The following is a 22,461-nucleotide window of genomic DNA, read 5'->3' as shown; positions in this document are numbered from 1 at the left end:
AGCGTCATCAAACAGTCATCATTCTGTCGTGAAATAAAGGACTGGGAGCCCTCTTTATCCAAGAGTTGCTCCCAGTCCTTTTTTATCGCCAGAGAAAGCCATGACCACCACAGAACAGCTGAGTGCCTTGAGTTCCATACTGGCTCAAAGCGGTTTGCACAGTTTGTTCCAGCCGATCATTTCCCTCTCTGAGCGACGCATTATCGGTTACGAAGCCCTTAGTCGCGGCCCCTCCAACAGTCCACTGCACTCTCCCCTCGCACTGTTCGCCGTCGCCCGTCAGGCCGGCCGCCTGAGCGAGCTGGAAATCGCTTGCCGTCAAAGCGCCTGCCGACGTTTCAATGAGCAGCAACTGCCCGGCAAACTGTTCCTCAACGTTTCCCCTGAATCCCTGCTCGAAGCCGCCCACCAACCCGGGCGCACCCTGCAACTGCTGCAGGACTTCGGCATACCGCCGAGTCAGGTGGTGATCGAACTGACGGAACAAACCCCGACCGACGATTTCGAGCTGCTGCAAACCGCGCTGCATCACTATCGAGCGATGGGGTTTTCCATTGCTCTGGATGATCTGGGCGCGGGGTATTCAAGTTTGCGGTTGTGGTCCGAGCTGCGTCCGGACTACGTGAAGATTGATCGACACTTCATCGACGGCATTCACCAGGACGCCCTCAAGCGCGAATTCGTCGGCTCGATCCTGCAAATCGCCAAGGCCTCGCGGGCGCAAGTGATCGCCGAAGGTATCGAGCTGCCGGAAGAACTCGCGGTGTTGACCGAGATGGGCGTGGATCTGGTTCAGGGTTATCTGCTCTGCCGCCCCCAGGAACATCCACCTCGTGATGCCCGAGCCCTGATGCCCAAACGTGAAAGCACAGTGGTGGCGTTGAATGATGAAGTCAGCGACCTTAGCGCTTTGCTCAACGACCAACCGGCAGTGGGTCGCGATACCCCGACCGCCACGGTGCTGGAAGCCTTTCGCCGCCAGGCCAACCTGAACTCCCTGGCGGTACTCGACGAGCAAGGCCAGCCCTGCGGCATCGTCCATCGGCATTCGCTCTCCGATGCACTGCTCAAGCCTTTTGCCACCGACCTGTTCGCCCGCAAGCCGATCAGCCGTTTAATGAGTGATGACTTCCTCGCCGTTGAGATGAGTCAGTCGTTACAACAAGTGAGCCGACTGATCACCAGCCGCGCCCGGCAGCGCATCGAAGAAGACTTCATCATCACCCTCAACGGCGGTTACCTGGGACTGGGCCGAGTGATCGACGTACTCAAACTGATTACCGAACTGAAGATTCAGCAAGCCCGTTACGCCAACCCGCTGACCCTGCTGCCGGGCAACGTACCGATCCAGCAATGCCTGACGCGATTGCTGCAACAGGAACGGGAGTCGGTGATCTGCTACGTCGACATCGACAGCTTCAAACCTTTCAACGACATCTATGGCTACGGCCGTGGGGATGAAGTCCTGCTGTGCCTGGCGCAATGCCTGAACGATCGGGTCGACCCGTCCCGCGACTTCGTCGGCCATATCGGCGGTGACGACTTCCTGCTGGTGCTCGGCCCGGAAGACTGGCGCAAACGTTTGAACCAGCTGCTGGACGACTTCCAGAGCCAGTGCCGACGCTTCTACCGTAGCGAACACCTGGAAGCGGGCTGCTTCATTGCCCCGAACCGTCAGGGTGTGCGGCAGGAATTTCCGTTGCTGTCGTTGTCGATCGGCGTGGTGCATTTACATCCACAGGCCTGTGGACAACTCGATGCAAGCCAGTTGGCGGAGATGGCATCGCAGGCCAAGCATCACGCGAAGAATGTGCCGGGGTATAGCGTGCATGTGATTGATAGTCTGGCGGTGCCTGAAGCCGAGGAAGCGCTGGTTGCCGGACATCGGTGATTACCGCTGCGATCATTCAACTAAGGCAACCTTAATTTGTAGGTGGAGGGTCGGAGTCACGGGACTCAAGCTCTCTGAGTTTGATCTCCGCCAGCGGATGCCCAGCCTTCGCAGCAATCCCCCAAAATCGCGCAGCTTCAACCGCATCCGGCGCCTTGCTCGGCGTTCCGGCGAGACTGATCACGCCAACTTGATACGCCGCTTTGCCATCCCCCGCCAAAGCCGCCAGGCGCAGCAATCGCACACCTTCCTCACGCGCACCAAGGCCGACGCCGCGAAAGGTCAGGATGTGGCCGTAGAAGCTCTGGGCGCCAACATCACCCAGGTTCGCCATGCGTGCGAACTGGCCTTCGAGCCAGCTCCAGCCACGCGGTTGGCGCACAAACCAAGACCAGTGAAACAAGCGGCGAGCCAGCCAGTAGCTGGCCCGCGCCTTGAGTTTTAAAAACACTCAGGCCTCCGCCGATTCCGGGTACTCATATTCGAACACCCGCACCACTTCCGAGGCATGCCAGGACGCTGCGGCCACACCATCGGACGGCCCGGAGAAACGCCCCAGACGTTCGACACACTCAAAGAATCCGGTGCGCGGCAGGCGGCTGGCGCCCTGGCTGATCACCAGCGAACTGCGCAATGGCTGCTCGGCCTTGGCGTCCAGCGCGGCCAGATGTTCAAGCGCGGCGGTCAGGGTTTGCATGGCCGGCGTGGGCAGTTGCAAACGTTCGAGCAACGCCCGGTATGTCAGAAGATGACGCTGGCGGCGCGCCTGATCCAGTTCGCCCAGCAACCCGTCCCAATGTTGACGACTGATGCGTACGCTCACGATTCATCCCTCCACCCTGGCACCGTCAATTCCCAGGCCAGGCTGCGGCGAATCGCAGCGTCGGGTAGACGCTCGCCACTTTCGATCAAGGCCAGATAAGACGGGCTGATGCCTACCGTGCGGGCCAACGCCTCGATGGCGATGCCCTTCCCTTCGCGCAAACTGCGTAGTTGATCCAGACCCGGAAGAATCTGGTCTGGTGTTGCTGCGTGACGCTCTGGGGCGACCCGCGGCGGTTGTTCATTGATGCCTGCTGCTTTTAGTAGAGCCTGATACTGAGCCCATGGCAGAACCGCATACTCGGGCTCTCCTTCGCGTGTAATTATCTGAATATCCATGACTACCCCGTAGGACAACAACACTTAGCGAGTCGGCACTTTTCCTTAGAAGTGTAATCCTAACAGCGGCCAAGGTCGCGGGGGTATCAATCTATGGATGAGATTGAATCAGTTCAGTTTTTTTTCGGCCCCTGAAGTTGAAGTTGTTCCGGGGAATCGGGCAGGCGTTCGACCACCGCAAGTTTTTCCGGCAACTGACGCTTGCGCCAGGCGCGGAAGGCGTTGAGTTCATCATCGAGAACCTTCATCAGCCAGGCCAGCACCGCGATGTCATCGAGCATGCCGAACACTGGAATGAAGTCCGGAATGGCATCCAGCGGGCTGAGGAAGTACATCAGGCCAGCCACGACCGATATCAGGGCTTTGGGGCTGATGGACCGATACTCACCGCGCCAGTAAGCCAGGCAAAGCGCCTGCAACAGGCGTAGATCATCCTTGAGCTTGCCCAGCCGGTTACCCTGGCTGGCACCTTTGCTGGCCACCGCGAAGAGCAGGGTCGGCAAACGTCCACGCGCGAGCAGGCGTCCGGCCAGAGGCAGGAAACGAGCGAAATTCCAGGGTGTTTTCATCATTCCCTCCCACTGAAATGTTATCCACACAAATTGTGGATAACCTTGTGAACAGAGCTGCATTTCAAGGCTGAAAGCCCCGTTTCATAAGGGCCCAACTCAGATCGGGCGTTTTTTACTCACATAAAAAAACCCAAGATTTCATTGACTTGGCGCTCTGGCGCGGCTAGCACGGGCGTCCTCAATGGCTATGACTCCAGCCTACAGCATCCGTTCGCTTTGTTTACCTTTGCTGAACGCCAGATGCAACAACGCCCCGCATAAGCGAGGCGTTGTTTTTAGTGCAGACGCTGATTACTTGGTAACGGCGTCTTGTTTTGCTGGATCTTTGATTGCCAGCAGTTCCAGGTCGAATACCAGCACCGAGTTGGCTGGAATCGCCGGGCTTGGGCTTTGGGCGCCGTAAGCCAGCTCGCTAGGGATGTACAGTTTGTACTTCTCTCCAACGTGCATCAGTTGCAGGCCTTCGACCCAACCCGGAATCACACCGCTGACCGGCAGATCGATCGGGCTGCCACGCTCGACGGAACTGTCGAAAACGGTGCCGTTGGTCAGGGTACCGGTGTAGTGAACGGTCACTACGTCGGTCGGCTTAGGCTGTGCGCCATCGGCTTTCTTGACCACTTCATACTGCAGGCCCGAAGCGGTGGTGGTTACACCGGCTTTCTTGGCGTTGTCTTCGAGGAATTTCTTGCCGGCAGCTGCCGACTCTTCGCTCATTTTGGCCATACGCTCTTCAGCACGCTTTTGCAGTGCTGCGAAGGCTTCGACCAGTTCGTCATCCTTCAGCTTCTGTTCTTTCTTGCCGACGGCATCTTCGATGCCTTGGGCTACGGCTTTGGAGTCCAGATCATCCATACCTTCCTGAGCCAGGCTCTTGCCCATGTTCAGGCCAATCCCGTAGGAAGCTTTTTGCGCCGGGGTTTTCAGCTCTACGCTGGTCTGCGAATCACAACCCGCAAGTACCAGGCTAACCAGGGCCACCGCCGCCGCCAACCGATGCTGTTTCATGCTATTTCCTTGTTCATGCGCCTAAAGGGCAATCGAATTAAAGCCGCGAGCTTATCAGGCGGCCACGACCAATGGCTACCGGCATGAGAGCAGGAAACATCTGATAAGTTCAGGTGTTTTAACGCATTTCGGGAATGGGCTGATGAAGCTTCTGTCATCTTGCGCTAACAAAGACCGATAGCAGAACCCCAGCATCTGGCGTAATGGCCACTTGCCGCACCTCAGGTGCCGAGGCATAAGGGAGCTTCAAATCGACATGGATGTTTATCTTGCGCCTCTTCTTTCGCTTGCTGGTTCTGTTCGCAGTCCTGCTGGGGTTGGGCCTCGCCGTGGTTCTGTACTACGTCGCCAACCCGAAACTGCCGGCCTGGTCACCCGTGCAGCAGGTGCATTACCTGGAGCAATGGAGCGCCAGCGACCGCGAGACTTACTACTTCACGCCCCAGGGTACCCAGGTCAAAGGCTTGCGCTATGACTGGTTCAAGGCGCTCGAATTACCGTTCTCGCAACAGCGATTCGCCGCCCCCGAATACCTCGCCCGCTTCGGTTTTCTGATCGACCCCAGCCAAAGACCCACGCCGAACAACCCCGGCAATCTGCCAGTGGGTTTTGCCCGTCATCAGAACCCTGGAAGCCAGGATGAGTTTTTGGACATCACCTGCGCTGCCTGCCACACCGGCCAACTGCGCTTTAACGGCCAGGCCGTGCGCATCGATGGCGGTTCGGCGCAACACGTTCTGCCATCCAGCGTTCCTACGTTGCGCGGCGGCAGTTTCGGACAAGCGCTGGTAGCGAGCCTGACGTCGACTTACTACAACCCGTGGAAATTCGAACGTTTCGCACGCAACGTGTTGGGCCAGGACTACGATGCCCGGCATCAACAACTGCGCAAAGACGTCAAAGTCTCGCTCGACACCTTCTTGAAGGTGGCCTGGAACGACACCCATCGCGGGCTCTATCCCACCGAAGAAGGCCCCGGCCGCACCGACGCTTTCGGGCGCATTGCCAACGCCAGTTTCGGCGATGCGATTTCCCCCGCCAACTACCGCGTCGCCAACGCTCCGGTCGACTATCCGCAACTGTGGGACATGTGGACCTTCGACTGGGTGCAGTGGAACGGTTCGGCGCAGCAACCGATGGCCCGGAACATCGGCGAGGCCTTGGGGATGGGCGCCACTCTGAATTTCTTCGACGTTAACGGCCAACCGCTCAAAGGTGACGCTCGTTATCCGTCCAGTGTCCGCTTGCGCGACCTGCACTTGATCGAACAAACCCTGCAACGGCTCAAACCGCCAGCCTGGCCGGAAGAACTGCTGGGCGTCATCGATAAAACCCAGGCCGCAAAAGGTCGCGAATTATTCAGCGAGAACTGCACCGGCTGCCATGTACCTCGATCGGTCCAGAGCGACGGGCGCGGGGTGCAACATTTGAAAATGCTGCCCGTGGAGTTCATCGGCACAGACCCGGGCGCGGCCAATAACATCGCCGACCATCGCTTCGACCTCACAGCCTTGCAATGGGATCCGGCAGAGCTGGCACAACTGGATGTGCAATTGCAGCCGACTCCTACTGAATCGCTGGATTTGAGCAAGCTCTCATCGGCTAAAGGGTTGGCCTACGTCACCGCTTTCGTGGGAAACCGGGCCTTCCGTGAAGCAAACATTCCTAAGGCCGAACGACCGGACATGGATGGTTTCGGCCTGCCGATTGGCGTGCGCGAATTGCGCGCCTACAAGGCGCGGCCATTGGCAGGAGTCTGGGCCACCGCACCGTTTCTGCATAACGGTTCAGTGCCGAGCATTTATCAGTTGCTCTCGCCCCAGGATGAACGCGCAACCACCTTCTACAAAGGCACTTTCGAGTACGACCCGAGGCACCTTGGCTATCGCACCGAGGCCTTCACCAATGGCTTCATGTTTGACACGCGCATCACCGGCAATCACAACAGCGGTCACGAGTTCCGGGCAGGCAAGCGTGGCGACGGCGTTATCGGCCGCTGGCTGCGACCGGAGGAACGCTGGGCGTTGCTGGAGTACTTGAAAGTATTGGGCGGTCCGTTGGAGGCACAATTGCCATGAGCAGACTCTGGATGCGTTTTGGCGCCTTTCTCGGCAAAACCCTGCTGTGGTCGCTAGGCCTTGGATTGCTCGGCTGGGCGCTGGCCACGGCGTGGTTCGCCTGGCAGCACAGCGGCCCGGTTTCGGCTGAAGAACTGATTCCGGATGGCGAATCAGCGATGACCCAAGACATCATCCAGACCGCCGTGCGCATCGTCGATCAGCACCGCGAAAGCACCCGCTATCTGCGCGACGCCCATGCCAAGGCCCATGGTTGCGTGAAGGCCGAGGTTCAGGTGCTGTCGGATCTGGCGGGCGAACTGCGTCAGGGTGTGTTCAGCGAACCTGGCAAAACCTGGCAAGCGACGATGCGGCTGTCCAACGGCAATGCCTACCCGCAGTTCGACAGCATCCGCGATGCACGGGGCATGGCGATCAAGTTGCTCGATGTGCCCGGTAAACAACTGCTGCATGATCAACAGAGTCGTGGCGAACAGGACTTCGTGATGTTCAGCCATCCGAATTTCTTCGTCAGCGATGTCGCCGAGTACCGTCAGAATGTAGCCGCACAGGCTGACGGCAAGAAGCTGATGGCGTTCTTCCCGGGTTGGGACCCACGGACCTGGCAGGTTCGCCATCTTTTTATCGCGCTGGCGACACTTTCACCCGCCCCGGAAAGCCCGACCCAGACGACATACTTTTCGGTATCGCCCTACAAATTCGGCGAAGCCAATGCCAAGTTCCGCGTCATGCCCGATCCGGCAAGCTGCCCGACCTACACCCTGCCCGCGCAAAACCAGAAGTTACCGAACTTCCTGCGCAATGCGCTGAACCAGCAACTGTCGACCGACCGGATGCCGGCCTGTTTCGTCCTGCAGATACAGCGCCAGGACCCGGCCAAATACATGCCGATCGAAGACACGAGCATTGAGTGGCAGCAAAGCGATGCTCTGTTCGAGACCGTGGCGCGGATCAACGTACCCGCTCAGGACTTCGATACGCCTGCGCTGAACGTGCAATGCGATAACCAGTCGTTCAACCCGTGGTTTGGCCTTGAGGCTCATCGCCCCATTGGCGGCATCAACCGGTTGCGCAAAGCCGTGTATGAAGCAGTCAGCGACTACCGGCACAGCCGCAACGCCGAACAATGAGAGGCAGGCAGAAATAAAAAACGACTCGACGATCGACGCAGGCCAACGCACTACCGCATGCGTGTAGCAGCTGGCGAAGCCTGCGTTCGGCTGCGCAGCAGTCGCAAGACCACACAACGCGGCGCGTCAGATCCATCCGGGACTCAGTGTTTACGACTGCTGCGCAGCCGAACGCAGGCTTCGCCAGCTGCTACAGATCGAGTGATGGCGTAACTCGCTTTTCATGGATTATCGGCAAAAAGCCAAACCCCAGACAGCAAAAAGCCCGCATTAAGCGGGCTTTCTGTGGTGACCTGGCGTTCAGCGTTCCAGGTTACCGAATATGGCGCAGCGGACGGGACTCGAACCCGCGACCCCCGGCGTGACAGGCCGGTATTCTAACCGACTGAACTACCGCTGCGCGTAGCGTTGAAAGTAAGTGGTGGGTGATGACGGGATCGAACCGCCGACATTCTGCTTGTAAGGCAGACGCTCTCCCAGCTGAGCTAATCACCCTTTACCTTCGTTGCGGGGCGCATTGTGCCACAGATTTTCATAAAGTGTTGATTTAATTGAATAATTCTTCAAAAAAATCTGAAAACCTAAAAAACGACGCGACCTGCAGGAACAACTTACAAACTTTGGACAGAAAAAAACCCGCGTTAAGCGGGCTCTTCCGTGGTGACCTGGCGTTCAGCGTTCCAGATAACCGAATATGGCGCAGCGGACGGGACTCGAACCCGCGACCCCCGGCGTGACAGGCCGGTATTCTAACCGACTGAACTACCGCTGCGCGTAACACTGGAAGCGAATGGTGGGTGATGACGGGATCGAACCGCCGACATTCTGCTTGTAAGGCAGACGCTCTCCCAGCTGAGCTAATCACCCTTCACTTTCGGTGTGGCGCGCATTCTACGGAGCGACCACATCTCTGGCAAGCACTTTTTTAATTAATTTTTTCAGGCCTTCCAAAGGCTTAGAGAAGGGTTGGCCTATGGCGCCGCGAAGAGAATAATGCCCCCCTTTGTATAAAGGAGAGACTCGCCTCATGTGGTTCAAAAACCTGCTTATCTATCGCCTGACCCAAGATCTGCCTTTTGATGCCGAGGCGTTGGAAACTGCACTGGCCACCAAACTGGCGCGTTCATGTGCAAGCCAGGAGTTGACCACCTACGGTTTCGTCGCGCCATTCGGCAAGGGCGAAGATGCTCCGCTGGTGCACATCAGCGGCGACTTCCTGCTGATCGCCGCGCGTAAAGAAGAGCGCATTCTGCCGGGCAGCGTCGTGCGTGACGCGGTGAAGGAAAAGGTCGAAGAGATCGAAGCCGAACAAATGCGCAAGGTCTACAAAAAGGAACGCGACCAGATCAAGGATGAAATCATCCAGGCCTTCCTGCCGCGCGCCTTTATTCGTCGTTCGTCGACTTTCGCAGCTATCGCGCCGAAACAGGGCCTGATCCTGGTCAACTCGGCCAGCCCGAAACGTGCCGAAGACCTGTTGTCCACCCTGCGTGAAGTCATCGGCACGCTGCCGGTACGTCCGCTGACCGTGAAGATGTCCCCTACCGCGACCATGACTGAATGGGTCACCACCCAGAAAGCCGCGGACGATTTCTTCGTGCTGGACGAGTGCGAGCTGCGTGATACCCACGAAGACGGCGGCATCGTGCGCTGCAAGCGCCAGGACCTGACCAGCGAAGAAATCCAGCTGCACCTGAGCACCGGCAAAGTGGTCACTCAGCTGTCGCTGGCCTGGCAAGACAAGCTGTCTTTCGTTCTTGACGACAAGATGGTGGTCAAGCGCCTGAAGTTCGAAGACTTGCTGCAAGACCAGGCGGAACAGGACGGCGGCGAAGAAGCCCTCGGCCAACTGGACGCCAGCTTCACCCTGATGATGCTGACCTTCGGTGACTTCCTGCCGGCGCTGGTTGAAGCGTTGGGCGGCGAAGAGACTCCGCAAGGAATCTAAAGACCTGTGCTATCTACTGTGGGAGCGAGCTTGCTCGCGATAGCGGACTGTCAGTCGGCATTAATGTCGACTGTTTTGACGCTATCGCGAGCAAGCTCGCTCCCATATTGGTTTTGTGGTGTTACTCAAGAATAAGGATCAGGCCATGCGTGCACTGGCTGCATTGAGTCGTTTTGTCGGCAACACCTTCGCTTATTGGGTACTGATTTTCGCCGTCGTGGCGTTCCTGCAACCGACCTGGTTCATCGGCCTGAAGGGTGCGATCGTGCCGCTGTTGGGCCTGGTGATGTTCGGCATGGGCCTGACCCTCAAACTTGAAGACTTCGCCGAAGTCGCTCGCCATCCATGGCGTGTGGCCCTGGGCGTGGTTGCTCATTTCGTGATCATGCCCGGTGTGGCGTGGTTGCTTTGCCAGGCTTTCCACTTGCCACCGGAGATCGCTGTCGGCGTCATCCTGGTCGGCTGCTGCCCTAGCGGCACCTCGTCGAATGTGATGACCTGGCTGGCCCGCGGCGATCTGGCGCTGTCGGTGGCCATCGCTGCTGTCACCACCCTCCTCGCCCCGCTGCTGACCCCGGCGCTGATCTGGCTGCTGGCCTCAGCCTGGTTGCCGGTGTCGTTCATGGAGCTGTTCTGGTCAATCCTGCAAGTGGTGCTGTTGCCGATCGTGCTTGGCGTGGTTGCCCAGCGCCTGCTGGGTGATCGGGTTCGCCACGCGGTGGACGTGCTGCCGCTGATCTCGGTGGTGAGCATCGTCATTATCGTCACAGCCGTGGTGGCCGCCAGCCAGGCAAAGATCGCCGAATCCGGCCTGCTGATCATGGCCGTGGTGATGCTGCATAACAGCTTCGGCTATCTGCTGGGTTACTTCACCGGAAGACTGTTCAAGTTGCCACTGGCCCAGCGCAAATCCCTGGCGCTGGAAGTCGGCATGCAGAACTCCGGGCTGGGTGCAGCGCTGGCCAGTGCGCACTTCTCGCCGCTGGCGGCGGTGCCGAGTGCGTTGTTCAGTGTCTGGCACAACATCTCCGGGGCGCTGCTCTCGACCTATTTCCGCCGGATGAGCGAGAAAGAAGATCGGGAAACAGCGGCTCAGCAGGCTATCGACTGATCCGAAAACTTGATCCTCGGGTTAATGATGGGCACTCTATTGCGCAACGCGAGGACGACCTCGCGGCTCGATCGAGTCATTAATCTGGGGACGACCCCGTCAATCGATGGAGGTCTCTCATGTCCTGGATCATTCTGTTTTTCGCCGGCCTGTTCGAAGTTGGCTGGGCCGTCGGCCTGAAATACACCGATGGCTTCAGCCGCCCTCTCCCCACCGCATTGACCGTTGCCGCCATGGCCATCAGCCTTGGCTTGCTGGGCCTTGCCATGAAGGAATTGCCGCTGGGCACGGCCTACGCGATCTGGACAGGTGTCGGTGCGGTCGGGACGGTAATTGCCGGGATCATTCTGTTCGGTGAATCCATGGCGTTGTTCAGGCTCGCCAGTGTGGCGCTGATCATTTCCGGGCTGGTTGGGCTGAAGATCAGCGCCTGACTGATTGCTGCCATTACGAAAAAGCCCGCTCCCCTTTCGATACAGACAGGGGGAGCGGGCTTTTTCAATGGCGTCTATTAAACGATCAGCTCTCGGCCAGCTCCATGCGCCCACGCGCGACAGGAGCCTTTCCCGCATGCTCAAGCTGCATGCAACGCTCCAGGAACAGGAACATGTAGTCGTAGCTCTTGCAGACTGCGTGACGCAATTCCACTTGCAGGGATTTGCTTGGGTTCATGCCGGCTAGCGTGCAGATGATTTCCAGCGCTTCCCACGGATGGGCATCGTCGTACTGGGCATGCATCTTCAACCACTTCATGGCCCGCTTGCGATCTTCCTCGGGGAATGATGCCGCGTAGGCGCCACTGGAACAGACCAGCGCCGACCACTCCCCGGTCGCACCTTCAATGGCGTAGTTGGTGGCGGCAATGGCAACGATCAGCGAATCCGACGAACTGGTGTGCCAGCACCAGTGGCTCAAGGCGTGAAGTTCAGGGGCAACCTTTTGCGCTTGCAAATCTTCCAGGCTGACACCGTGAGCACGGCTCCAGTGCACCCAGTAATCGGCATGGTTCAATTCGACGCGTATGTTCCGCATCAGCCAGCGACGCGCCATGTCTTCACCTGGATGGCGGGCAAAGCGAGTCTTGGTCAGGTTCTGTGCCATATATAACGCGAACTGTTCGACTACCGGCCAGCCACCAATCAGGTACTGACGCATGGTCTTTGCACTGAGTTTGTTATCACGCAGACGCTTATACAGTTCGTGTTCGACAACTCGGCGTTTGCTCTCGCTGCAATCCTGGATCAGGCTTTGAGCCCAGGCGGGATAACTTGCAGCTTCCATGAGTGGTCCGGTTCGGTTGAATGTATCGATCACTGTCGAGCTCCTTTTGATTGTGATTATAAGGATCAGCAAGAGATTTCAACGGAACGTGCCAGGCGCCTTGAATAACAAAGGCTGAGGCCTGGCTGGACGACTTTGTAAACTGTCGCAGGTAAACAAATGCGGGCGTTCAATAACATACCCTTGAGCGTAATCCACCCCGATCTCCAGCAATGCCTGCTCGATCTGGGGTGTTTCAACAAACTCGGCAATCGTACGCTTACCCATTACATGACCGATGTGATTGATGACTTCGACCATGGCGCGGTTAATCGGGTCGTCCAGCATATCCTTTACGAAACTCCCATCGATCTTCAAGAAGTCTACAGGTAAATGTTTCAAGTATGCGAATGAGGACATTCCGGCGCAAAAGTCATCCAGTGAAAAGTGGCAACCTAAACCTTTGAGTTCATTAATAAATCTGATTGCACTTCCGAGATTGGAAATTGCACTGGTTTCAGTGATTTCAAAACAAATCATTTCAGGCGGTATGGAGTAAGTAACAAACTGTTCACGCAGGAAGTGCAGAAACGCGTCATCTCCGATAGTTGTGCCTGACAGATTAATCGCACACATGGCCAACGGCCCTTTGCGCTGTTCGGCTATACATTGGGCAATGACTTTGAAAACGTTCTGCACAACCCAGCGGTCAAGGGATGTCATCAGACCATAACGCTCAGCAGCCGGAATAAAACTGTTGGGTAAAATCATGCGTCCGGCTTCGTCATGCAGGCGCAACAGAATCTCAATATGTCCACCGCCCTTCTCGATATGACCAAGCGGCGCGATTTCCTGGGCGTACAGACAGAAGCGGTCTTCTTCCAGCGCCATGTGCAAGCGCTGCACCCAAGCCATCTCACCGAAGCGCAGGGACAGTTCCGAATCGTCGGCGTGATAGACCTGAACCCGATTGCGGCCCTTCTCCTTGGCCATGTAGCAGGCCATGTCAGCAGCGCGCAGCGAGGCTTCGAGAGTGGTCGGATTCTGAGCGACGTAAACCAGCCCGATGCTCACAGTGGTCACGAACGGTCGGCCTTTCCAGACGAAGTGCAGGTTCTGCACGGTCTGACGCAGGCCTTCGGCGATTTTTTCGGCGGCTTCCGGGGCGCAGTTCTCCAACAGGATGCCAAACTCGTCGCCACCCAGTCGGGCCAGGGTATCGCCTTCGCGCAAACCGGATTGCAACAGAGCGCAGATATGCCGCAGTAACTCGTCACCCGCCGCATGGCCGCAGGTATCGTTGACCAGTTTGAACTGATCCAGATCGAGGAACATCAGGGCATGGCGCCCCGACTGCCGTGTCAGGTTGTGCAGCGCCTGTTCCAGGCGATATTCGAACTCGCGGCGGTTGGCGAGCCCGGTCAAGGCGTCATGGGTCGCCTGCCAGGACAGATTGGCAATGTATTGCCGCTCCTGGGTCATGTCGTGCAGCACCAGCACGGTACCGCTGACCTTGCCGGCGTTGCGGATCGGCGCACCGACCAGGGTGACCGAAACTGTGCTGCCATCCAGACGCTGGATCAGTTTTGAGTGTTCGCTGCCACCGCTGAGCTGTCCGCTCAAAATGTGTTCTATCAACGTGAAGCCATCGGCCTGAGCGTTCTCGTCCAGCAGATTGAACAGCGCCGCCAGCGGCAAACCCGTCGCCTGTTCCGCCTTCCAGTGGGTCAGCGCCTCGGCGGCCGGGTTCATGTAGGCGATCGCGCCGTCGACATTCGTGGTGATCACGCCATCGCCAATCGATTGAAGGGTGATCTGCGCCCGATCCTTCTCCAACTGCAGGGCCTCGGCGAACGCATTGCGGTGCTTGAGCAGTTTGTGTGTACGCATCAAGGCCAGGACGATCAAGCCCAAGGCGGTGGCGAGGTTGGTCACCAGCAGCAGCCGCAGGATCATCCGCGAGCCTTCGCCCAAGGCATCGCTGAAGGCCTTCGCTGCCGGTGTCACACTTTCGTTGATGACGAATATCTGATCCTTCCAGCGCTTGATATCGGCATCGGTGGCCTGACGGGTGGTGATGCGCTGATGCATCTCCCGCGCAATGGCATCGAGTTGCACCAGATACGCATCGCCCACCGTCCAGAGGCCGATGGCTTTCTCGTGGTAACTGAAGTGCCGGAAATTCAGGTACAGCCAGATCACACTATTGATGTCATCCGGGTGGTTGCCGCCCTTGAGGATCGCCACGCGCGCGGCTTCGATATTCGGCGGCTGATGATCCAGCGCCACACGCAATTCGTGGCCACCCTGAGGCACCGTGATCGCGTTCTGGTATTTGTTGAATATCGTCTCGTCGTGACTGTCGGCGTAGAGATTGAGGTAATAGATGGCGTCTTTTTGGCCTTTGGACCACAGGCTTTCACCGGCAACGTAGCCGCGAACCGCCGACAGAACATACAGGCTGACACCGCCCAGCAAGGCTTGGAATAACACGACGGCAATAAATGGCCAGACGATGCCCAACAACCGTGGCGTTCCGAGAGTCCGCGCTTGATTCATGAGGTCCCTTTTTAGCACTGCCAGATCATCATCCAACGTGATCGCTACAGCTAGACTAGGGTGCGTTCTTGATCCCGGCAAGCGAATAGCCACTACCGTTGCGGGGAAGTGCCTATAAGTCGCTGTTTTTTTGGAGCGCAGCAGACAAACAAAGCGAACAACAGCTCAGTGCGCATTGGCTAGTGCTGCTGCAAATGCCCATAAAGCTTGGCGTACAACCCCCCATCTGCAATCAACTGCTGATGGTCGCCATCCTCTGCAATTTGTCCGCCATCAAACACCAGCACCCGATCAGCCTGCTTCACCGCGGACAACCGATGCGCAATGATCAACGTGGTGCGGTTGCTCAAGAACCGCGCCAGCGCCTGGTGCAGGTTGTATTCGGTGGCGGCATCCAGCGCTGAGGTGGCTTCGTCGAGGATCACCACCTTGGGCTCGGCCAACACCATCCGCGCAATCGCCAGGCGTTGGCGCTGCCCGCCGGATAAACGCACGCCAGAACGCCCGACGATGCTGTCCAGGCCGTTGGGCAACTCACGAACGGTGTGGTGCAACTGAGCAATCTCCAATGCCTGCCAGCAGGCTTCGTCGCTGCGTTCGCGGCCCATGGTCAGGTTGGCGCGGATGGTGTCGTTGAACAGCGCCGGATGTTGCAAGACCACGGCGACATTTTCCCGCACGGTTTCCAGGCCGATCTCTTGCTGGGTCGAGCCGCCGAAGCGGATCGTCCCGGCGAGCGGCGTGTACAGGCCCAGCAGCAACTGCACCAAGGTACTTTTGCCACCACCGCTGGCGCCGACAATCGCGACTTTTTCGCCGGGGGCGATCGACAGGTTCATCTGGTTCAACACCAGCTCGTCGCCGTAACCGAAACTCAATCCCTGGACTTCGATGCCCACGGTTTCGCGACCGTTGAACGGGTCGACACCGCCCGGGTATTCAGGCTCATCGGCCCGGGCCAGCAATTCGTTGATCCGCGACAGCGCGCCGCCGGCCGCGTAATAGGCGTACTGCAGATTCAGCAGCTGTTCCACCGGACCGATCATGAACCACAGGTAGCTGAACACCGCGAGCATCTGGCCGATGGACAGGTCGGAAAACAGCACGGTGAGCATCGCCGCCGCACGGAAAATATCGATGCCGAACTGGAACAGCAAGCCGCTGGCACGGTTCGAGGCATCGGTTTTCCACTGGGAGGTAATGGCGTAATCGCGCACTTCCCGGGCTCGCTGTCCCAAGCGACCGAGGAAAAATCCCTGACGGTTGCCGGCGCGTACTTCCTGAATGGAGTCGAGGGTTTCGGTCAGCGCCTGGGTAAAGCGCGAGGTGCTGTCGTTCTCGAGTTTCTTCAGGTGCTTGACCCGTTTGCCCAGCAGTACCGTGGCGTAGATCACCAGCGGGTTGAACAGCATGATCAGCAGCGCCAGCTTCCAGTGCATCCAGATCAGAATGCTCGCGGTGCCGACCAGCGTCAGCATGGCGACGAGGAAACGGCTGAGGGTTTCGCCGACGAATTTGTCCACGGTGTCCAGGTCGGTGACCAGGTGCGTGGTCACCGTGCCGCTGCCCAGGCTTTCGTATTCGCCCAGGGAAATGCGCTTGAGCCGTTCGATCAGCCGTGTGCGAATGCGATACACGATGTCTTTGGCCAGTGCCGCAAACAACTTTGCCTGAACCACGTTGAAGAACAAGGCGCCACAGCGTAGCAACAAGGTCACCAGCAGCATCAGGCCGATGTAGCCCGCCGCTTTTTGCCAGTCGTCGGGCAGCGCGTGGTTCATGATCTTCAGCGCGGCGTCACCGTGGCCCAGTAGCACTTCGTCCACCAGCAACGGCAGGAGCAAGGGAATTGGCACGCTACACAGGGTTGCCAGCACCGCCACGCCGTTGGCGATCCAAAGGGATTTCTTGTGATGCAGCGCCAGGCGACGGATTTCTGCCCAGCTCAGACGGTCGACACGTGAAGGAGCTGGCGCGTCGTCGGGCAGATCATGCACAGGCAGCGCGCTCCAGCCAGCGGCCGAGCAACGGAGACAATACGCTGAGCGGCTGATAGCCATTGGTCAACAGCGCCAATTGACCATCACGCTCAGCCAGCAAGGTAGGGAAACCGGCAATGCCCAGGTCCTGGACCCAGGTGAAATCGGCCGCCGTCGCGGCGTGCTGATCGGCACGGTCGAACGCGGCGGCGAACTCGATGCGCGGCAGACCGGCCTGCTCCGCCAGCTCTACCAGAACACTGGCGTGGGTGACGTCGCGACCTTCGGCGTAAAACGCGTGCTGAATCAGCCCGAGCAGTTTCCACGCGCAATCCGGCGCCAGGCTGCGCGCGGTCACCAGCGCCCGACAAGCAGGTTCGGTGTCGTAGACAAACCCGTCGGGCAACGCGCCTTCCAGCTTGAACGGTTGACCCGTGGCCTCGGTGACCGCCTGCCAATGCTCAAGGATGTAGCGCCGGGTGGTCGGCTCCAGCGCGGAACCGCTGCCGGTACGCAAACCGCCCACCACCAGGTGTACGTCCACACCCGCTGCTTGCGCCTGCTCGACCAGCGCGTTGGCCACCGGCGCGAAGCCCCAGCACCAGGAACACATCGGGTCCATCACATAGAGCAGGCGTTGCACGGACATGGTTCAAGCCTCGGAAGGAGTTTGCTTGTAGTTGTAGCCGATCGGGTGAGGCAGGTTGCGAGCCTTGGCCAGTTCGATCTGCTTTTGCCGGTCGATGGCACTGCGACGGGTCTTCTCGCTCAGCTTATCCCAGCAATGCGGGCAACTGATGCCGGCCACGTAGTGCTCGGATGTGCGGTCTTCGACGCTGATCGGTGTACGACAGGCATGACATTGATCGTAGTCGCCTTCGCTGAGGTCGTGGCGCACGGTCACGCGGTTATCGAACACGAAGCAGTCGCCCTGCCATTTGGTTTCTTCCTGTGGCACCTCTTCGAGGTACTTCAGAATACCGCCCTTGAGGTGATAGACCTCGTCGAAGCCCTGGCTGAGCATATAGCTCGACGCCTTTTCGCAACGAATGCCGCCGGTGCAGAACATCGCGACTTTCTTGTGCACCGCCGGGTCGAAATTGGCTTTGATGTAGTCGGGGAATTCGCGAAAACTGGTGGTCTTCGGGTCGAGGGCGCCTTCGAAGGTGCCGATCGAGACTTCGTAATCGTTGCGGGTGTCGATCAACAGCACTTCCGGATCGCTGATCAACGCGTTCCAGTTCTCTGGATCGACGTAAGTGCCGACCTTTTTGTTCGGGTCCACGCCTTCGACGCCGAGGGTGACGATTTCTTTCTTGAGTTTGACTTTGGTGCGATAGAACGGCTGGTCGTCGCAGTACGACTCTTTGTGGTCGATGTCGTCCATGCGCGGGTCGTTCTTGAGCCAGGCCATCAGCCCGTCAATGCCTTCGCGGCTACCGGACACGGTGCCGTTGATGCCTTCTTCGGCGATCAGCAGCGTGCCTTTGATGCCGTTGTCGACCATCGCTTGCAGCAGCGGCTCGCGCAGGGCGACGTAATCTTCCAGAGTGACGAACTTATACAGTGCCGCCACGACAATCTGTTGTGTCATGGGTGATTCTCCAGGTGGCTACCCTCGTAAGGGGTGAACCGGATGCGAAAAAAAACGCGCCGGGTGAGCGGCGCGTTGCGGATTCTAGCAAAAATAAACCGTCCTGTAGGAGCCTGGCTTGCCAGCGATAGCGATCTTGAGTACGCCATCGCCGGCAAGCCGTGCTCCTACAGGTGGTGATCTCAGTGCTTGCTGCCGCCAGCACAGGTCGGCGAGGCCGGAGCCGCGTCGATCTGTGCCCATTCCTCTGGCGTGTAGGTATGCAGCGCCAACGCATGAAACTCGCCCATCAGCTCGCCGAGCGTGCCGTAGACTTTCTGGTGACGCTTGACGCGGTTGAGCCCTTCGAACTGCTGGCTGACCACCACGGCCTTGAAGTGGGTCTGCAACCCACGGCTGTGCATGTGGCTTTCATCCAGCACTTGCAGATGCTGCGGCTGCAACAGGCCCAGCGTCGATTCGATGCGTTGTTGCATGGTCATACCGAACTCCGCTTAAGGCTTTTTCTTGGCTGGAGCGGCGGCGCCTTTAGGCTCCAGCTCAGCCGTCATGTCAGCCAGCAGTTTGTTGACCACAGGCACGGCGCTTTCCAGCTTGGCTTGAGTCATCTGGGCCGATTGCTGAGTCAGCTGCGGCATTTTTTCCAGGACTTTCTTGCCCAGTGGCGACTGGTAGAACGCGACCAGGTCTTTCAGCTCGGATTCGCTGAAGTTGGTGGTGTAGAGCTTGACCATGTCCGGCTTCAGCTTGTTCCAGCCAATGGCTTGGTCCAGCGCGGCGTTGGCTTTGGCCTGGTAGGTTTCCAGCAAGGCTTTTTTCGACGCAGGGGCTTTGGTTTGTTCAAAGCGTTGAGCGAACATTTGCTGCACTTGCATGTACACCGGAGTGCCCAATTTGTCAGCGTGCGCCAGAGTCAGGAAAGCTTCGGCACTGGCGTTGTGGCTGGCGGTATCGGCAAAAACAGGGCCGCTGGCGCAAACCAGTGCAACCGCGGTACAGATGGCACGAAGACGAGTCATCGAGTTTCCTTTCTAGCAGGCGAGGTCATTACCCCAAGGGCGACCATTCTGCACCTAAAAAAGTGTGTCACTCAACCCCAAGCCTTGTCGGGCCTGATTTAGAGGGGTTAAACGGTCAAATTCCAGACTGATGGAACCACGACCGGCGATCACGGCCTAAACTGCGCTATCAGACCTACAGGAGTGTGCATGATGAGCCGTATCGAAACCGACAGCCTTGGCCAGGTGGAAGTCCCGGATGAAGCCTACTGGGGCGCTCAGACGCAACGCTCGCTGATTAACTTCGCGATCGGCAACGAACGCATGCCGCTGGCAGTGCTGCATGCCCTGGCGCTGATCAAGAAAGCCGCGGCGCGGGTCAATGACCGCAACGGTGACCTGCCCGCCGACATCGCCCGGCTGATCGAACAGGCCGCCGACGAAGTGCTCGACGGCAGCCACGACGACCAGTTCCCGCTGGTGGTCTGGCAGACCGGCAGCGGCACCCAGAGCAACATGAACGTCAACGAAGTGATCGCCGGTCGGGCCAACGAACTGGCGGGTAATGCTCGCGGCGGCAAGTCGCCGGTACACCCTAACGATCACGTCAACCGCTCCCAGAGTTCCAACGACTGTTTCCCGACCGCCATGCACATCGCGGCAGCCCAGGCAGTGCAACAGCAACTGCTGCCGGCGATCAGCGAACTGTCGGGCGGATTGGCCGAGCTGTCGGCGCGGCACATGAAACTGGTCAAGACCGGCCGGACCCACATGATGGACGCAACGCCGATTACCTTCGGTCAGGAACTGTCCGCATTCATCGCGCAACTGGATTACGCCGAACGGGCGATCCGCAGTTCGCTGCCGGCCGTCTGTGAACTGGCCCAGGGCGGCACCGCGGTCGGCACCGGGCTGAATTCACCCCACGGTTTCGGCGAAGCCATCGCTGCCGAACTGGCCGCCCTCTCCGGCCTGCCGTTCGTCACCGCACCGAACAAATTCGCCGCCCTGGCTGGCCATGAGCCGCTGACCACGCTGTCCGGCGCGCTGAAAACCCTCGCCGTGACCCTGATGAAAATCGCCAACGACCTGCGCCTGCTGGGCTCCGGGCCGCGAGCAGGCTTCGCCGAAGTGAAACTGCCGGCCAACGAACCGGGCAGCTCGATCATGCCCGGCAAGGTCAATCCGACTCAGTGCGAAGCCCTGTCGATGCTGGCTTGTCAGGTCATGGGCAACGACGTCGCCATTGGTTTTGCAGCGAGTCAGGGCCATTTGCAATTGAACGTGTTCAAACCGGTGATCATCCACAACCTGCTGCAATCGATCCGCCTGCTCGGCGATGGCTGCAGTAACTTCCAGCAGCACTGCATCGCCGGTCTGGAACCGGACGCAGAGAAAATGGCTGAACATCTGGAGCGTGGGTTGATGCTGGTGACGGCGCTGAATCCGCACATTGGTTATGACAAATCGGCGGAAATCGCCAAAAAGGCTTACGCAGAAGGGCTGACCTTGCGTGAGGCGGCGTTGCAACTTGGGTATCTGACGGATGAAGAGTTTGATGCGTGGGTGAGGCCGGAGAATATGCTTGAGGCCGGTGCCAAGGGCTGAGTTTTTGTAGCGCCTGACAGTCAGCCATCGCGGGCAAGCCTTGCTCCTACGGGTTTTGCGTCGATCAAAATATCCGGTATCGACACAAAACCCGTAGGAGCAAGGCTTGCCCGCGATGAACGATGACGCGGTTAACCTGCCGCCATCCGAATCTTCCGAGCCCTGAGCCCGGCAATCAACGAAGGCCCGAGTGCCACCAGCGCCGACCCCAGCACCACCAGCACCGCCCCGCCATAACCCAGACCATTAATCGTCTCGGCATGCACAAACTCCGGCCACAACCACGCGGCCACAGCCACCGCAGCGAACGTCACCAACGGCGTAATCGCCAGCGTCGCACTGACCCGCGATGCTTCCCAATGCGCCAAAGCCTCGGCAAACGCGCCATAAGCAATCAGCGTATTCATGCAGCACGCCAGCAGCAGCCAGCCTTGCAGCGGACTCAGTTGCAGCGCTTCCAGCGGATGCACCCACGGCGTCAGCAACATCGTGCAGAACAGGTAGATCACCATCATCACCTGCAGCGAATTCCACACCGTGAGCAATTGCTTCTGGCCCAAGGCGTAGAACGTCCAGACCGTGGACGCCAGCAGCACCAACAGCACGCCGGTGGTGTACTCGGTCAGCGAGGTCAGCAACTCGGCGAGCCGCTGATTGAAAAACAGGGCAAAGCCGATCAACAGCACCAGCAGGCCGATCCCCTGCCCCACGCTGAACCGTTCCTTGAACACAAACAGACTGGCGATCAGCAACATGATCGGGCCCATCTGCACCACCAGTTGCGCGGTGCCGGGGCTAAGCAGGTTCAGGCCCATCAGGTACAGCACGTAGTTGCCCACCAGTCCGAGCACGGCCATCAACACCAACCAGCCACCACGCGGCCCGAGCACCTTGCGGCTCGGCAGGCGTTTGGTCGCCGCCAGATAAATGAACAGGCACCCGCCGGATACGGTCAGTCGAAACCAGGTCACCGTCACCGGGTCCATCACCAGCAGCACTTGCTTGAGTTTGATCGGCAGGATTCCCCACAACAGCGCGGTCACCAAGGCCAGGAACAGACCGTAAACCCAGCGACCCGATGAAATGTGCATTGCGAACCCCGAAGCCAAGTGGCGAGAACGGTCATTCTAGGCTTACCGCCGTTCGGCACACAGGGACAGTTGGGCGTTGGCCGCGAATGAAACTGTGCAGGTCGCACCATTAAATTGGCGCTATGCCGTCGATCGGTTGGTCAGGCGCTGCAAGTGGTTCATGCATAAGCTCATGGAATTCGCCAACAGGAACATTCCTCAGGAGATCGCCATGTACGGCAAACGCGCCCAGGACAATGCCCCCGCCACGCACTTTCGCTGTGACCGAGTGTGTCGTGTGAATGGGGAGTTGTATTTCAGCACCCGGGAACACACCCTGGAGGGGCCGTTTGAAAACCCGGAGAAATTGGCGCGGGAGGTACAGGCTTACATTGAGCGGATGTTGCTTTTGCGGATGAGCTTATAGACCGCGGCGCCGCCATCGCGAGCAAGCTCGCTCCCACATTGGAATGCATTTCAAATGTGGGAGCAAG

The 22,461-nt window shown here is 58.7% G+C and carries 21 protein-coding genes and 4 tRNA genes; 8 read left to right on the top strand and 17 right to left on the bottom strand.

Going from position 1 to position 22,461, the window contains the following annotated elements; genetic code table 11:
• The first annotated feature begins 100 nt into the window (after positions 1-100).
• Entirely contained in the window at positions 101-1,891 is a 1,791-nt protein-coding gene (locus ACA079_RS07880) for a bifunctional diguanylate cyclase/phosphodiesterase (RefSeq protein WP_497703107.1), read from the top strand.
• Positions 1,892-1,922: 31 nt separating this feature from the next.
• On the opposite strand, the gene ACA079_RS07875 is transcribed toward ACA079_RS07880, so the two are convergent.
• The 5 genes from ACA079_RS07875 to bamJ all read right to left on the bottom strand — a co-directional run bounded on the left by ACA079_RS07875 (position 1,923) and on the right by bamJ (position 4,632).
• Positions 1,923-2,342 carry an SEL1-like repeat protein gene (locus ACA079_RS07875; RefSeq protein WP_497703106.1) on the bottom strand — a complete coding sequence of 140 codons (420 nt, stop codon included), beginning with the start codon at positions 2,340-2,342 and terminating at the stop codon, positions 1,923-1,925.
• Positions 2,343-2,714 carry a hypothetical protein gene (locus ACA079_RS07870; protein ID WP_003223109.1) on the bottom strand — a complete coding sequence of 124 codons (372 nt, stop codon included), beginning with the start codon at positions 2,712-2,714 and terminating at the stop codon, positions 2,343-2,345.
• Complete coding sequence (locus ACA079_RS07865) at positions 2,711-3,052, bottom strand: helix-turn-helix domain-containing protein (protein WP_123369006.1); 342 nt, start codon at positions 3,050-3,052, stop codon at positions 2,711-2,713. Before ACA079_RS07865 ends, ACA079_RS07870 begins: the two co-directional genes overlap by 4 nt.
• A 113-nt stretch (positions 3,053-3,165) precedes the next feature.
• Positions 3,166-3,621 carry a YkvA family protein gene (locus tag ACA079_RS07860; RefSeq protein ID WP_497703105.1) on the bottom strand — a complete coding sequence of 152 codons (456 nt, stop codon included), beginning with the start codon at positions 3,619-3,621 and terminating at the stop codon, positions 3,166-3,168.
• A gap of 294 nt (positions 3,622-3,915) precedes the next feature.
• Positions 3,916-4,632, bottom strand: coding sequence for a BamJ family beta-barrel-assembly machinery protein (gene bamJ, locus ACA079_RS07855; protein ID WP_046056545.1), 717 nt, complete (start codon positions 4,630-4,632; stop codon positions 3,916-3,918).
• A gap of 269 nt (positions 4,633-4,901) precedes the next feature.
• On the opposite strand from bamJ, the gene ACA079_RS07850 reads away from it, so the two are divergent.
• Positions 4,902-6,710, top strand: a complete 1,809-nt coding sequence (locus ACA079_RS07850) for a di-heme-cytochrome C peroxidase (RefSeq protein WP_497703104.1) — start codon at positions 4,902-4,904, stop codon at positions 6,708-6,710.
• Complete coding sequence (locus ACA079_RS07845) at positions 6,707-7,840, top strand: catalase family protein (protein WP_497703103.1); 1,134 nt, start codon at positions 6,707-6,709, stop codon at positions 7,838-7,840. The genes ACA079_RS07850 and ACA079_RS07845 overlap by 4 nt, the downstream gene beginning before the upstream one ends.
• A gap of 323 nt (positions 7,841-8,163) precedes the next feature.
• On the opposite strand, the gene ACA079_RS07840 is transcribed toward ACA079_RS07845, so the two are convergent.
• The 4 genes from ACA079_RS07840 to ACA079_RS07825 all read right to left on the bottom strand — a co-directional run bounded on the left by ACA079_RS07840 (position 8,164) and on the right by ACA079_RS07825 (position 8,707).
• Positions 8,164-8,240: transfer RNA gene (locus tag ACA079_RS07840), tRNA-Asp, on the bottom strand.
• Positions 8,241-8,259: 19 nt separating this feature from the next.
• A tRNA-Val gene (locus ACA079_RS07835) sits at positions 8,260-8,335 on the bottom strand.
• Positions 8,336-8,535: 200 nt separating this feature from the next.
• A tRNA-Asp gene (locus ACA079_RS07830) sits at positions 8,536-8,612 on the bottom strand.
• A gap of 19 nt (positions 8,613-8,631) precedes the next feature.
• Positions 8,632-8,707 (bottom strand) — tRNA-Val (locus ACA079_RS07825).
• Positions 8,708-8,867: 160 nt separating this feature from the next.
• Between ACA079_RS07825 and rdgC the strand changes: the two genes are divergently transcribed.
• The 3 genes from rdgC to sugE all read left to right on the top strand — a co-directional run bounded on the left by rdgC (position 8,868) and on the right by sugE (position 11,333).
• Positions 8,868-9,788 carry a recombination-associated protein RdgC gene (gene rdgC / locus ACA079_RS07820; RefSeq protein WP_046049133.1) on the top strand — a complete coding sequence of 307 codons (921 nt, stop codon included), beginning with the start codon at positions 8,868-8,870 and terminating at the stop codon, positions 9,786-9,788.
• 145 nt (positions 9,789-9,933) lie between these two features.
• On the top strand, positions 9,934-10,899 hold the full coding sequence (locus ACA079_RS07815; RefSeq protein WP_129437363.1) for a bile acid:sodium symporter family protein: 966 nt from the start codon (positions 9,934-9,936) through the stop codon (positions 10,897-10,899).
• Positions 10,900-11,018: 119 nt separating this feature from the next.
• Positions 11,019-11,333 (top strand): quaternary ammonium compound efflux SMR transporter SugE, encoded by a 315-nt coding sequence (sugE, locus tag ACA079_RS07810; protein ID WP_008151200.1) that lies wholly within the window; start codon positions 11,019-11,021, stop codon positions 11,331-11,333.
• 85 nt (positions 11,334-11,418) lie between these two features.
• On the opposite strand, the gene ACA079_RS07805 is transcribed toward sugE, so the two are convergent.
• From ACA079_RS07805 to ACA079_RS07775, 7 genes are all read right to left on the bottom strand, one after another.
• On the bottom strand, positions 11,419-12,180 hold the full coding sequence (locus ACA079_RS07805) for an iron-containing redox enzyme family protein (protein WP_497703102.1): 762 nt from the start codon (positions 12,178-12,180) through the stop codon (positions 11,419-11,421).
• A gap of 78 nt (positions 12,181-12,258) precedes the next feature.
• The gene (locus tag ACA079_RS07800; protein ID WP_497703101.1) at positions 12,259-14,718 is read right to left on the bottom strand and encodes an EAL domain-containing protein; all 2,460 of its coding nucleotides are present in this window, start codon (positions 14,716-14,718) and stop codon (positions 12,259-12,261) included.
• A gap of 179 nt (positions 14,719-14,897) precedes the next feature.
• Positions 14,898-16,715 (bottom strand): ABC transporter ATP-binding protein, encoded by a 1,818-nt coding sequence (locus ACA079_RS07795; protein WP_497703100.1) that lies wholly within the window; start codon positions 16,713-16,715, stop codon positions 14,898-14,900.
• Positions 16,708-17,310 carry a DsbA family protein gene (locus ACA079_RS07790; RefSeq protein WP_177338865.1) on the bottom strand — a complete coding sequence of 201 codons (603 nt, stop codon included), beginning with the start codon at positions 17,308-17,310 and terminating at the stop codon, positions 16,708-16,710. Before ACA079_RS07790 ends, ACA079_RS07795 begins: the two co-directional genes overlap by 8 nt.
• A gap of 39 nt (positions 17,311-17,349) precedes the next feature.
• A complete protein-coding gene (gene trhO, locus ACA079_RS07785) occupies positions 17,350-18,291 on the bottom strand; it encodes an oxygen-dependent tRNA uridine(34) hydroxylase TrhO (protein WP_497703099.1) in 942 nt (313 codons plus the stop codon).
• 182 nt (positions 18,292-18,473) lie between these two features.
• Positions 18,474-18,773 carry a BolA family protein gene (locus tag ACA079_RS07780; RefSeq protein ID WP_008151216.1) on the bottom strand — a complete coding sequence of 100 codons (300 nt, stop codon included), beginning with the start codon at positions 18,771-18,773 and terminating at the stop codon, positions 18,474-18,476.
• Between the two features lie 12 nt (positions 18,774-18,785).
• Positions 18,786-19,310, bottom strand: a complete 525-nt coding sequence (locus tag ACA079_RS07775) for a DUF2059 domain-containing protein (protein WP_149629281.1) — start codon at positions 19,308-19,310, stop codon at positions 18,786-18,788.
• A 192-nt stretch (positions 19,311-19,502) separates the two neighbouring features.
• On the opposite strand from ACA079_RS07775, the gene ACA079_RS07770 reads away from it, so the two are divergent.
• Positions 19,503-20,897, top strand: coding sequence for a class II fumarate hydratase (locus tag ACA079_RS07770; RefSeq protein WP_497703098.1), 1,395 nt, complete (start codon positions 19,503-19,505; stop codon positions 20,895-20,897).
• Between the two features lie 131 nt (positions 20,898-21,028).
• On the opposite strand, the gene ACA079_RS07765 is transcribed toward ACA079_RS07770, so the two are convergent.
• Positions 21,029-21,988: a DMT family transporter gene (locus ACA079_RS07765; RefSeq protein WP_497703097.1), complete on the bottom strand. Its 960-nt coding sequence runs from the start codon at positions 21,986-21,988 to the stop codon at positions 21,029-21,031.
• A 211-nt stretch (positions 21,989-22,199) separates the two neighbouring features.
• Here ACA079_RS07765 and ACA079_RS07760 point away from each other — a divergent pair, with 211 nt between their 5' ends.
• Positions 22,200-22,394 (top strand): DUF6316 family protein, encoded by a 195-nt coding sequence (locus ACA079_RS07760; protein ID WP_497704292.1) that lies wholly within the window; start codon positions 22,200-22,202, stop codon positions 22,392-22,394.
• Positions 22,395-22,461: the final 67 nt, after the last annotated feature.

This window comes from Pseudomonas sp. LBUM1645 (assembly GCF_059716185.1).
The sequence above is the reverse complement of the archived record's forward strand: the minus strand, read 5'-3'. Positions and strand labels throughout refer to the sequence as shown.